The 11,865-nt window shown below is 70.8% G+C and carries 12 protein-coding genes; 7 read left to right on the top strand and 5 right to left on the bottom strand.

What is annotated here, in order from left to right; all coding sequences use genetic code 11:
• The first annotated feature begins 239 nt into the window (after positions 1 to 239).
• Positions 240 to 443, top strand: a complete 204-nt coding sequence (locus tag ACGFN2_RS18815; protein WP_393361708.1) for a DUF2180 family protein — start codon at positions 240 to 242, stop codon at positions 441 to 443.
• Between the two features lie 261 nt (positions 444 to 704).
• On the opposite strand, the gene ACGFN2_RS18810 is transcribed toward ACGFN2_RS18815, so the two are convergent.
• On the bottom strand, positions 705 to 1,391 hold the full coding sequence (locus ACGFN2_RS18810; RefSeq protein ID WP_393361705.1) for a hypothetical protein: 687 nt from the start codon (positions 1,389 to 1,391) through the stop codon (positions 705 to 707).
• Positions 1,392 to 1,624: 233 nt separating this feature from the next.
• Here ACGFN2_RS18810 and ACGFN2_RS18805 point away from each other — a divergent pair, with 233 nt between their 5' ends.
• Both ACGFN2_RS18805 and ACGFN2_RS18800 read left to right on the top strand, forming a co-directional pair.
• Positions 1,625 to 2,959 (top strand): MFS transporter, encoded by a 1,335-nt coding sequence (locus ACGFN2_RS18805; protein WP_393361702.1) that lies wholly within the window; start codon positions 1,625 to 1,627, stop codon positions 2,957 to 2,959.
• A 65-nt stretch (positions 2,960 to 3,024) separates the two neighbouring features.
• Complete coding sequence (locus ACGFN2_RS18800) at positions 3,025 to 3,657, top strand: DUF2238 domain-containing protein (RefSeq protein ID WP_393361699.1); 633 nt, start codon at positions 3,025 to 3,027, stop codon at positions 3,655 to 3,657.
• 157 nt (positions 3,658 to 3,814) lie between these two features.
• On the opposite strand, the gene gntA is transcribed toward ACGFN2_RS18800, so the two are convergent.
• The 3 genes from gntA to ACGFN2_RS18785 form a co-directional block, all read right to left on the bottom strand.
• A complete protein-coding gene (gntA, locus tag ACGFN2_RS18795; RefSeq protein WP_362615322.1) occupies positions 3,815 to 4,474 on the bottom strand; it encodes a guanitoxin biosynthesis heme-dependent pre-guanitoxin N-hydroxylase GntA in 660 nt (219 codons plus the stop codon).
• A gap of 476 nt (positions 4,475 to 4,950) precedes the next feature.
• Complete coding sequence (locus ACGFN2_RS18790; protein WP_393361696.1) at positions 4,951 to 5,553, bottom strand: hypothetical protein; 603 nt, start codon at positions 5,551 to 5,553, stop codon at positions 4,951 to 4,953.
• A 644-nt stretch (positions 5,554 to 6,197) separates the two neighbouring features.
• A complete protein-coding gene (locus tag ACGFN2_RS18785) occupies positions 6,198 to 6,737 on the bottom strand; it encodes a 2'-5' RNA ligase family protein (protein WP_393361693.1) in 540 nt (179 codons plus the stop codon).
• A 223-nt stretch (positions 6,738 to 6,960) separates the two neighbouring features.
• On the opposite strand from ACGFN2_RS18785, the gene ACGFN2_RS18780 reads away from it, so the two are divergent.
• The 3 genes from ACGFN2_RS18780 (at position 6,961) to ACGFN2_RS18770 (ending at position 9,840) form a co-directional block, all read left to right on the top strand.
• Entirely contained in the window at positions 6,961 to 7,170 is a 210-nt protein-coding gene (locus ACGFN2_RS18780) for a ferredoxin (RefSeq protein ID WP_362614977.1), read from the top strand.
• Positions 7,160 to 8,524: an NAD(P)/FAD-dependent oxidoreductase gene (locus ACGFN2_RS18775; RefSeq protein WP_393361690.1), complete on the top strand. Its 1,365-nt coding sequence runs from the start codon at positions 7,160 to 7,162 to the stop codon at positions 8,522 to 8,524. Before ACGFN2_RS18780 ends, ACGFN2_RS18775 begins: the two co-directional genes overlap by 11 nt.
• Positions 8,525 to 8,628: 104 nt before the next feature.
• Positions 8,629 to 9,840 carry a cytochrome P450 gene (locus ACGFN2_RS18770; RefSeq protein WP_393361687.1) on the top strand — a complete coding sequence of 404 codons (1,212 nt, stop codon included), beginning with the start codon at positions 8,629 to 8,631 and terminating at the stop codon, positions 9,838 to 9,840.
• Positions 9,841 to 9,919: 79 nt separating this feature from the next.
• Here the strand turns inward: ACGFN2_RS18770 and ACGFN2_RS18765 are convergent, their stop codons facing one another.
• Entirely contained in the window at positions 9,920 to 10,759 is an 840-nt protein-coding gene (locus tag ACGFN2_RS18765) for a hypothetical protein (RefSeq protein ID WP_393361684.1), read from the bottom strand.
• Positions 10,760 to 10,942: 183 nt separating this feature from the next.
• On the opposite strand from ACGFN2_RS18765, the gene ACGFN2_RS18760 reads away from it, so the two are divergent.
• Positions 10,943 to 11,836, top strand: a complete 894-nt coding sequence (locus ACGFN2_RS18760) for an aminoglycoside phosphotransferase family protein (RefSeq protein WP_393362026.1) — start codon at positions 10,943 to 10,945, stop codon at positions 11,834 to 11,836.
• The last annotated feature ends 29 nt before the right edge of the window (positions 11,837 to 11,865 follow it).

The following is an 11,865-nucleotide window of genomic DNA, read 5'->3' as shown; positions in this document are numbered from 1 at the left end:
CCCCTCCCTGGGTGACGTCCCGCGCCCCTGGCTCTCGGGGGGGGGCGGGCCCCCGCCCCCCCCCGCGCGCGGCGCCCCCCCCCGCCACCGGCCCTCGGCCGGTGAGGAGAGGCCGTCCTTGGGGCGGGCAGGTGAGCCCCGCCCCGATCCGGCATGTGCTTCCGCCTTCCGTCCCGTGCCGCGACGTACATTGCCGCGGGGGGCCCGCGCTGCCCACCTCACGAGATCGGAATGTGCCCATGAACTGCTACGACTGCGCGCCGGACCACGCAAGCAACGCCGCGGTGGCGATCTGCCGGAACTGCGGCGCCGCGCTGTGCCACGAGCATGCCCGGTCCACGCCGGAGACCGTGGTCCGCGTTCACGGCGTGGGGAAAAGCACGCTGCCGGAGCTGGCCCGCCGCATCGTGTGCACGGTCTGCCGAAACACCCAGCCCGCCTGAGTCGTGCCTGTTGGGCAACGCCAGGCGGTCCGCCCCGGCCCCCGGGCCCGGCCCGGCGGCGTCGGCACAGCCGTAGTAGCCGTACTCGGCTGGACGAAAGGCCGGGAGCGGAGGGCTTCCCGCAGGAACACCCTCCGCTCCAGAGCCGCCAATGACATGACGCCAGAAGCCGGTCACGCCTCCTGCCGGTCACGCCACCAGGGCTCCCTAAGGTCCCCTAGGGACCCTTAGGGGCGCATCCCGGGCGGCGACCCAACCGCCTCAACTCCCCTTAACGGAAGCCGTGTTCCCGTAGGGCAGATGGGAGAGCGCGGTGATCATCCGTACCGGCAGGAACGCGGGCCACCCGGGCCGGTCCACCTGGTAGGAGAAGTAGCCGAGGGAGCTGCCCATCTGTGCCTCCTCCGAGGTCTCTGCCTGGTAGACCACCCGGCAGGGGCCCGCGGCCTTCTTGGCGCGCTTCCACAGGGCGGGGGCCGGCTTGCGCTCCGACTCCGTCCGCGGGGTGAAGATCCGGTCGCCGAAGTCGGACCAGGCGAACGGTGTGCCGCCCGCCCAGTCCTTGTCGATGACCTTCTTCAGCTCTGCTGCCCGCTCCGCGTCGGTGGAGCCCCAGGAGGACGGCACGTTGGTGATCAGGCCGACGGGAATGTGACGGGCGCGCAGAGCGCGCAGGTACTCGGCCGCTCCCGGCAGGTACCGCACGCTCTTGTCCTCGGCCGTGTGCACCAGGGTCTCGCCGAGGTCGAAGTACACCACGACGCACCGGCCCGCCCGGCCGGCCTCGTCCGCGGTGCGCGAGGCGGCCTGGGCGGGGCCCGCGGCCGGTACGGCTAACGCCGCCATCCCGCCCAGCGCGAGCAGCATGCGCCAGGCGATTCTGCGACCGGAGTTCTCCTTCGCCGACGCCTTCCTCACGGATGTCTTGTGCACGGATGTCGTCTTCATGGGGGGAAGTCCTTCGTGTAGGGGGCACTCGATCGTAACTGCGCCATGTGCACGTCACTACTGGGTTGGACGACCTGGTCCGGATTCGGTGGTGCCGGCCGTGAGGGAGGCCGAATTGGCCCACGTTCAAGGGGCGTAAGTGGATCTGTCCGCCGGGCCGCCCGCTGTCTAGCGTCGTTGCGTCCACGCACCGCGCGAGATCCGGCCGTCCGGCCGCCACACCTGGGAGACCTGTGTCCCTGCGGATTCTGCCGCCGGCCGGCGCACCACGCGTCCTCGCCGCGGCACAGCTGAGCAACTCGGTCGGCGACGGCGCCTTTTACGTCTGCTCGGCGCTCTACTTCACCCGGGTCATCGGCCTCTCGCCGACGCAGATCGGCTTGGGGCTGACCGTGGCGTGGGCCGTCGGCTCGGTCGCGGGGGTGCCGCTCGGCGCGCTCGCCGACCGCCGGGGGCCGCGCGGCACCGCGGTGCTGCTGGCCCTGGCCACCGGCTTCGCCGTCGCCTCGTTCCTGTTCATCCGCTCCTTCGTCCCGTTCCTCGCCGTCGTGTGCCTGTACGCCACCGCACAGTGCGGACTTGCCGCGGCCCGCCAGGCGTTGCTCGCAGGGCTCGTGGACCGCTCGGCCCGCACCGGCGTACTGGCCCACCTCCAGTCGACGCTCAACGCCGGGCTGGCGCTCGGCGCCGCCCTCGGCGGCCTGGCGCTGCAGTACGACACCCGCGAGGCCTATCTCGCGGTCTTCGCCCTGGACGCGGTGGGCTTTCTGATCTGTACGGCGGTGCTGTTGCGGCTGCCCGCGGTGGCCCCGGTCCCGGGCCGTACGGGCGGCGAGCCGCGGTTCGCGGTGCTGCGGGACCGCCCGTACGCCGTGCTGACGTTCCTCAACGCGGTGCTCCTGCTGCGGATGCCGTTGCTCAGCCTCGCCCTCCCGCTGTGGATCGTGGCGCGTACGGACGCGCCACGCTGGCTGGTCTCGGCACTGTTCGTCCTCAACACCCTGGGCGTCATGGCCTTCCAGGTCCGTACGGCCCGCAGGGTGACGGGGCTGCGCACCGCCGCACGGGCCGTGTGGCACTCCTGCCTGATCATGCTCGCCTCGTGTCCGGTGTTCGCCTTGTCGGCCGCAGATATGCCGCCGTGGGGAGCCGGTGGGGTGCTCGTCGCGGGTGCGGTGCTCCTGCTCGTCGGCGAGATGCTGCAGTCGGCCGGGTCCTGGCAAATCGGATTCGACCTGGCACCGGCTCATCAAGTCGGCCAGTACCAGGGCTTCTTCGGCACGGGCGTCCCGCTGGCGCGCACGCTGGGCCCGCTGCTGCTCACCTCGCTACTCGTCACCTGGGGCGTGCCGGGCTGGCTCCTGCTCGGGGCGCTGTTCCTGGTGACCGGACTCGGGATGCGCGCGGTGGTGCGCTGGGCGGAACGCGACCTGGCACGTCGGACCGGCCCGCCGGCGGAGGGAGCGGAGACGGTGTGGGCCGAGCAGAAGCCCGAGCATCTGCGGTCCGGGCGCAGCGGTACGGATCTGAGTAGCGGTACTCATGACAGCGCTCCGCGACGCCCCTGACGCTGAAGTGGACGAACGCCGCGCCGCCCCGTACCCGATGTCTCCGAGGCTGATCCATGAAGGCCATGACCACTCCCCGCACACTGCCGCCGGTTCTGCTCGCGGTGGTGCTCATCGCCCTGGCCCTGTCGGGCCTCCAGCCGCACGACCGCACCACCTGGCTCATGGAGACCTGCTGGGTGATCGTCGGCGTACCGGTGCTGATCGCGGTGCGGAAGCGCTTTCCGCTCAGCCCGCTCCTGTGCTGCCTGCTCGCCGCGCACGCCCTGGTCCTGATCGTCGGCGGCCACTACACCTACGCCGAAGTCCCCGTGGGGCACTGGGTCCAGAACGCGCTGAACCTCTCCCGTAACCCCTACGACCGCTTCGGCCATCTCCTGCAGGGCTTCGTGCCCGCCATCCTGGTCCGCGAACTGCTGGTCCGGACCTCCCCGTTGCGCGGCAGCGGCTGGCTGGCCCCGCTGACCGTGTGCGCCTGCCTGGCCTTCAGCGCGTTCTTCGAGATGATCGAGTGGTGGGCGGCGCTGGCCGGCGGCGAAGCGGCCGACGCGTTCCTCGCCACCCAGGGGGACCAGTGGGACACCCAGTGGGACATGGCCTGCGCCCTCCTCGGAGCGGTCGTCTCGCTGCTGCTCCTCAGCCGTCTGCACGACCGCCAGCTCGCCCGGCTCGGAGCCGGGGCGACCCGGACCGCATGACGGCCCTCCGGGCCACCGGCCAGGGCCCTCCTGCCCCATCTGAGGACGGGGCAGGAGGGCCGTGATGCGTGCCACCGCCGCCCATGGTCGAGACCGGGCGGGCGGCGGGCGCGCGCGGCGGTTCGGCGCTGCCGCTCCCGTCGGATACCGACGGGCCTCAGACCCGGGCGGAGAACGGGCAGGCCCAGTCGGCCGGCTTGGGGCGGCCCGAGTAGCGCCGCGCCTCGGAGAGCTTCTCGTACTCCAGGAGATTGGGGTTGATGTTGCCCTGCAGCTCGATGTCCTGCTTGCGGATCTTCTCCGCCAGCCGGTCCCACAGGCCGGCGGCCTTGATCCGGTCGAACTGATGGTGCGAGTTGAAGGCGAGCATCGGGAAGGGCGGGCGGCGGCCGATGCGGCTGTGCGTCTCGTGCAGCCCGATCACGAAGAACGGGTGCCCGGCGACGCTGTACGCGAAGGCACCGGACTGCGGGTCCGGGTCGTAGCCCTTGGCCCAGGAGTGGTGCCGGCTGTCGTGGTCGTGCACCGCCTGCAACTGCTGCCACAGCGACTGCTCGAACTCGACCTCCGACAGGTCCAGCGGGCCCGAGAAGGTGGCCACGAAACTGGTGAAGGGTTTGGCGGCCCAGTCCACCGCCTCCACATACTCCTGCAGGTCGGCCGCCATCTGTTCGGCGGAGCTGTCATCCCCGAACCAGGTGTAGTGGCGGTGGGTGATACCACCCTGTCGCCATGCTGAACGGCCGGCCAGGCACGGGAAGGAGTCGCCGAGCAGGAACTGCCCGACCTCAGTGGCGGCGGAGACGTCAACCGTCATATCGTGACCTTCGGTGAGTAGGCCAATACCCCTGGTGGGGGCCCTGGCGGGGCTGGGACTCTGGCAGTCAAGATCGGGCGAGGCCCATTAGTCAAGACTCGGCAGATACACCCCCCGTGACTGCCCTCGCCGACGGCGTCAGACCCGCGGCTGCGAGGGCCTGCCAGTTGCCGGGTCGGGACCGTGCGCCGACCCGCAGGGCGGCTCGTTCCTGGCCGGCTGCCACGGGGGCGATCTTCATCGTTTCCGCAGCTAGGGCACTTGATCACCGTGGTGGATCACTGCGTTCCGACCCTACAGGGCGGGCAGTCGATCACACGACTCGCGGTGTGGTTCCCCCTGCGCGACCGCCCCCGGTCGTACCGTCCCACCCTGCTTGAGGCCCCCCGAAGACGGGGCCCGGCTCGGCTCGCCGTCGGCGGGGCCGCCATGAGGCGGGGGCCGACGGCGTAGCCGAGCACCGGACGGCGTTCCCGTCAGGCAGGGGTGGGAGCGGCCTCCTCCTTGGTGGCGGGCACCTCGGTCGTCTGGGACTTGGCACCGGCCGCCGGGCGGGCGTAGAAGACGCTGCGGCCCTGCTTGCTGCGGTGTACGAGACCCTTGGCGACGAGCGAGGTCTCCAGGGTGTTGCGGACGGCGGTCTCCGGTGCGGAGTGGTCCGGATGCTCCTGCGCCAGCAGCTTGGTCACCTCCGCCACCGTGCGCGGCTGCTCGTCGAGGAGTCCGAGAACACGGTCGGCGCGGGTGGAGTTCCGCCGGCCCGCGGTGGCCCGGGTGGGCTTGGCCTTCCGCGGCTTCTTCTTCGCACCCTTCGCCGCCTTGGCCGGGGCCTTCGTCGGCGGCTTGGCCTTCGGAGCGGTGGTGGCCTGAGCCCGCCGCGCCGGGGGGACCGTCACCGGTTTCGTCACCGCGGGTTCGGGCTCGGCCGGCGGCGGTGTGACGGCGGTGTTCCGGGGACCGGCGCCGATGTGCTTCTGGAGGTCCTCCAGCTTCACCTTGAGCTTCTGCAGCTCGTCGATCTCTTTCGCGATGCTCTCCAGTTTGGCAGCTACCTGCGCAGCGAATTCCGAGTCTGACATGACACAGCCTGCTCTCTATCGCCTGATCGATCTACGGTTGGCTGGATGTTACTCATCTCTCTCCACAATTAACCCGGAGTCGCGCCCTCTTCTCTTCGGGAACAGGCGTGCGCGGTCAACCGTTCGCCCCCAACCGGCCCAGGATCAAGGGGAGTCAGGGCCTCACGCATGCAGTCCGCCGGAGTCAAGAATTGAGCTGCGAATGAGCCATACGAGCCTCGTCCGCAGCACCGTGAGCCGTGCACCGGACCCTGAACTCTCTCCATATGTCACTCCTTTGAGGCTTTCCGCAAGTGGACCCCAGACTCCAGAACCGGCCGCCGGGGGAGAGGGGTCACCTGACCCGGAACCGGTGACATAGGGGTGACATATGACTGTGGTTACAGATAGCGTGTGAGTCTGAAGTGAACTCTCCATGGCGGCCTTCGTCGCGCACACGTGGCCCGAACGCGGGCACGGGTACCGCGTTCGCTTCCCTCGTCGCCAGGCCACCGCTGATCCGGCGGTGCCGGGTCTCGTCCTGAGTTCCGTGAACGGGGACTGCCCGGCACCTCAACTTCGCCTGCCGGTCGGCGAAAGGGCACTACGACGGCTGTCAGGTCTCCGCGCACCTCGCCGCCGGCGAGAGTGACCCGTACCTCCCTTCACCCACGGAGGGCGAACGACTCCCGCTCCTGCCACGTCGCGCCGTCATGCACCATGAGCTCGACTGACGAGACCCGGGAGGTGAAGGGCAGCTTGCCGAGAACATCGGCTTCGATCTCATCCAGGACACCGTCATCCTGACCGTCGGCGAGAGTCAGGTGAGGGACCACCTCGGTGAACTCGCCTCCGTAGGGAGGGGCTTCGGGCCACCGGCCGGCGATGACCTCGGTGAGCCGCCGCAACTGTGTGTCCGGCCCGGGCGCGAGATACAGCACGCCGGGAAACCGCCCACAGCTCTCAAAGCGCAGGTCAAAGGGGTGTTGTCGGCTGAGCACGGCGGCGAGTGCCGAGCGGACACGCGTATCTATGCGGTGCTCGTCGAGGAAGGGGAAGAGCACCGTGACATGCGCCGGGACCCCCGCGCGGGCTGACGGATCGAACCGTTCACGCCATGCGCGGACCACCGGCTCCGCCTCCGGGACTCTGACGATGAGACCAGTCCGGCCCGCCCGGAACCTGCTCGTGCTGTCGTCTGTCATGACGCGCATGGTGTCACCCCGGACGCCGACGGCAGCACTCGTTCAAGGGGCCGTGGGGGAGAGCACCCCGGTGCCCCGGACTCTGTACGCCGGGGCTCGGGCCGCGGTTCCGTTCACCCCGGGTGACGCCCCGGATGGCCGAGCATGATCTGCGCCGTGCCGTCACCGGTAGTAGGACGGAGACGTCGAGTGTGGTGGTGGGCGGTGGGAGGAGTGGCTCGGGTTGAACGTTGTCGTGGATCTCAATCGCTGTCAGGGCTATGCGCAGTGCGCGTTCCTCGCGCCCGAGGTGTTCATGATGCATGGCGAGGAGTCCCTGCTGTACCGCCCGGTCGTGCCGGACGGGGAGCTGGAGCGGGTGCGCAGGGCCGTGGCCGCGTGCCCGGTGCAGGCCATCCTGCTGGGAGAGGAGGCGGGCTCCGGTGCGCGGTGAACCACGCGACGGGCGGATCGTCATCGTCGGTGCCTCGCTCGCGGGGCTGCGGGCCGCCGAGACGCTCCGGGAGCAGGGGTTCACCGGCTCGCTGACCCTGGTCGGGGAGGAGCCGCAGGCCCCGTACGACAGGCCGCCGCTGTCCAAACAGGTGCTCCTCGGGAGGGTTCCCGCTGAGCACACGGGGCTGCCCCGGCATCGCGACGTGGACGCGCGGTGGAAGCTCGGGGTGGCGGCCAGCGGACTCGATCCGATCGGGAAGCGCGTGCTGCTCGCCGATGGCACGGACATTCCCTTCGACCGGCTGCTGATCGCCACCGGAACCCGTGCCCGGCCCTGGCCACACCCGGGCGAAGCCGCCCTGGACGGCGTGTTCACCCTGCGCACCAGCGACGATGCGCGCCGCCTCGCGGAACGCCTCGACGCCGGACCGCGGCGGGTCCTGGTCGTCGGCGCCGGCTTCACCGGCTCGGAGATCGCCTCCGCCTGCCGGGAGCGCGGTCTGCCGGTGACGGTCGCGGAGCGGGGGCCGGCACCCCTGGTCGGTGCGCTCGGCGGAACGCTGGGCGCGATGGCCGCGCGGTTGCAGCGCGCACACGGCGTCGACCTGCGCTGCGGTGTGACGGTCACTTCCCTGGAGGGCGACGGCCGGCTCACCGGCGCGCAGTTCTCCGACGGCACACGCGTCGACGCCGATGTCGCCGTCATCGCCCTGGGCGCGGTCCGTAACACCGAATGGCTGGCCGAAGCGGGACTCGCGGCCGGTCCCCGGGGGGTGACCTGCGACGCGGGGTGCCGCGCCTTCGACATGTACGGGATCGTCACCGACGACATCTTCGCCGCCGGCGATGTCGCCCGCTTCCCGCACCCGCTCTTCGAGTACCAGCTGCTCTCCCTGGAGCACTGGGGCAACGCCGTCGCACAGGCCGAGGTGGCGGCGCACAACATGGTCAACCCGGGGCCCCGCAGACGTCCGCACCTGACGGTCCCGGCCTTCTGGTCCAGCCAGTTCGGCCTCAACATCAAGTCCGTCGGGGTGCCCACCTTCTCCGACCAGGTGGTCATCGCCCAGGGCTCGCTGAAGGACGCCCGGCTGGTCGCCGTCTACGGCTACCGGGGGCGGGTCACCGCGGCCGTGAGCGTGAACCAGGCCAGGTCACTGGAGTACTACCAGCGGCTGATCGAGACCGCCGCGCCGTTTCCGCCCGCTCCGGGGGCCGCCGACCAGATCGAGTCCCCGGTACCCGTCCCCTCCGATGTGCCGGACCCGCGGCTGCTCTCGCACGGTCCGACCGTCGCCCTCACCGGTCATCTGCCGGACCGCCGCCTGACCTTGGTGCAACCGGCCCGCTGAGAACACCGCCCAAGACGACGAACCGCCGCCCCGAGGTGGCGAACCACCACAGCACGGCGGTGAACCGCCCACTCCATAGCGACAGCGATGAGGAGCCCCCGCGCATGGCTGCGGAAACCCTGTTCCAACGGATCACCGACTACGCCCACCGCGCCGACCCCTACCCGCTCTACGCCGAACTCCGTGAGCACCGGGTGGCACGACAGGAGGACGGCAGCTACCTCGTCGGCACGTACCACGAGATCGAAGCGCTGCTCCACGATCCACGGATCAGTTCGGACCGCCGCCACCGCACCGCACCGGACGAGAGCGACCCCGCCGACGAAGCGCTCCCGCCCGCCTTCATCGGGCTCGACGACCCCGAACACCACCGGCTGCGCGGCCTGGCCATGCACTCCTTCGGCCCGCCCCACACCCCCGGCCGGGTCGACGCCATGCACGGCGAGATCACCCGCATCGTCAAGGAACTCCTCACCGGCCTCGCGGACAAGGAGCGGATCGACATCGTCGACGACTTCGCCTACCCGCTCCCCGTCACCGTGATCTGCCGCCTCCTGGGGGTACCGATCGAGGACGAGCCGCAGTTCCGCCAGTGGTCGGACGCGATCGTCGCCGGCATCGACCCCAACCCCAAGGAGGACCCCGCGGAGCGCCAACACGCCGCCGCGGAGGCCCGCAAGGCGATGGCGCTCTACCTGGGAGGCCTCGCCGAGAAGCGCCGCGACCAGCCGTCCGACGACATGCTCTCCGCGTTCGCCGCGGGCGACGGCGCCGGCGGGCAGCTCACCCCGCTCGAAATCATGACCACCTCGGTGCTGCTGCTGATCGCCGGGCATGAGACCACGGTCAACCTGATCACCAACGGCGTCCTCACCCTGCTGCGCCACCCCGACCAGCTGGCACGCCTGCGCACCGACCCCGCCCTGATGCCCCGGGCGGTCGAGGAACTGCTGCGCTACGAACCCCCCGTGCAGATGCTCCCGCAGCGCACCCCGCTGGCCGACATCGAGGTCGCCGGGCTCACCGTCCCCAAGGGCGCCCCGCTCATCCTGATGCTCGCCTCCGGCAACCGGGACCCCGAACGGTTCCGCGACCCCGACCGCTTCGACCCCGCTCGCGAGGACAACCAGCACCTCGGCTTCGGCAGCGGCGTCCACAGCTGCTTCGGCGCCCCCCTCGCCCGCCTGGAAGCCCAGATCGCCCTGAACGCACTCATCCAGAACCTCGACGCTCCCCGCCTGACCGAGGACCCGCCTCCCTACCGGCGCAGCCCGGTACTGCGCGGCCCCCGGCACCTGCTCGTGGAGCGCGACTGAGGGAAGACGACCGATCCGTGCCTGTGGGGCCGGCCGGAAGCCGTGGCCGGTAGGAGGCTGATGCCGCGACGGTTTCGTTCTACGGAGTGTCCAAGGGCCGGCTGTCGTCCAGGACGGTGCGCGCGTAGGTCACGTAGCGCGTGAAGAGTTCGCGCTGGGAGGCCTTGGCGATGTCGAGGACCGGTGAGTCGGCCCGCCGCACCCCCGGCAGATACGGAGCCGTACGACAGCGCCCGGTCTCGGAGTCGGGATCGACCAGGCTCAGGAAGCACGTCGGCAGCTGCCGGGTGACCCGGACCGTCATCCGCCCGGGAAGCCCCTCGGCGTCGAAGCCCCGGGCGACCGCCAGCAGTTCCCGGGCCGAGGAGGCCGCCCGGTCCGGGAGTTCCGGGTCGCCGATGCTGCGGGAGTACTCGGCGATCAGGGCCGACTCGGGATCGGCGACCACATACGTGATGTTCACGCCCTCGCTCAGGAGCCGGCGGACCGGACCGGCGAAGTCCCGTTCGGGCCGTGAGACGAAGAGGCCGGCCAGGCTGCGGAGCGCCACCCCGATCTCGATGATCTCCGAGTGCGCCCCCGCCAGGAACTCGGCCTTCTCCGCCGGCGACGGCCGACCCTCGGCACGGACGGTGAGGCCGCGGCCGGCACCACCGGCAGGCAGCCGTTCATCCAGTAACCGGGTCATCTCGCCGAGAAAACGCACCCGCTCGACGTCCTTGAGAAACAGGTCGTAGTAGAACGGGATCGCGACGGCTGCCGCGGCGAAGAGGGCCAGCTCGTTGAGCGCGGACCACAAGAAGCCGGGCCGGCCGTTGGACACCAGCGCCAGGCTCAGTCCCCCGAGAAAGACGCACAGCGCGAGCGCACCACGGAGCCTGCCCAGCAGACTTCGGTTTCCCGCTATGTCGCCGTTCATCGACCACCCCCGGAGTCAGGGTGTCTTTCTCCCCACCGCGACAGGCCGCCACGCCTGAGCCCGGCAGAATCTGGCTTGCCGACGGAGACGTACGGCATTCGCCACTCCCGCTCCGCCGTGGCGTGTGCGTGCGCCTGCCGCACGGTGGAAATCCGATACGACCGCGGCAGCTACGCCCCTAGGATCGGCGGCGTGATCGAAATCCCCGGCGAACTCGTCGCCACGCAGACCACATTCAACGGTGCGGCGGGTCGCGAGTTCATCGACGCGCTGCCGGAGCGGGCCGCGGAGTTCCTCGACCGCTGGGGGCTGAAGGTGACCGGTCCCTCGTTGTGCGGGATGGCGGCGCTCGTCCTGCCCGTGGAGCGGGCCGACGGGACGCCGGCCGCACTGAAGATGCAGTTGCTCGACGAGGAGAGCGAAGGGGAGCCGGTCGCGCTGCGGGTCTGGGGCGGCGACGGCGTCGTCCGGCTGCTCGACCACGATGCGGACACCAACACGCTACTTCTCGAACGCCTCGACGAGCAGCGCCACTTGTCGACGCTCGACGACTCCCGTGAGGCCGTCCGTATCCTCGCCGAGCTGCTGGCCAGGCTCAACAGTGTGCCCGCGCCGGACGGTCTGCGGCAGCTGGGGGACATCGCGCAGCAGATGATCGACTCGGTGCCGGACGCGGTCCGGGCTGTTGCGGACCCGGCCGAGCGTGCGGTCCTGAAGAGCTGCGCGGCGGCCGTACGCGAGGTCGTCGGCGAACCCGGCGACCGGCTGCTCCACTGGGATCTGCACTACGACAACATCCTCGCCGGGGAACGGGAGCCGTGGCTCGCCATCGACCCCAAGCCGCTGGCCGGCGACCCGGGCTTCGACCTGATGCCCGCGCTCGCCAATGACTTCGACCTGTCCGAAGTGCGCTACCGCTTCGACCTGATGACGGAGGTGCTGGGCCTCGACCGGCAGCGGGCGGCCGCATGGACGCTGGGGCGGGCGCTGCAGAACCTGCTGTGGAACATCGAGGACGGGGAGGACGCGCTGGAGCAGGAGCAGCTCGCGATCGCCCGGCTGCTGCTGGAGCGGTGAGCGTGAGCCGGTCGGCGTCGCGGCCACCG

The organism is Streptomyces sp. NPDC048612 (genome assembly GCF_043199295.1).
Taxonomy (GTDB): domain Bacteria; phylum Actinomycetota; class Actinomycetes; order Streptomycetales; family Streptomycetaceae; genus Streptomyces.
Note: the sequence above shows the minus strand (reverse complement) of the source record. Positions and strands in the feature narration are given on the sequence as shown.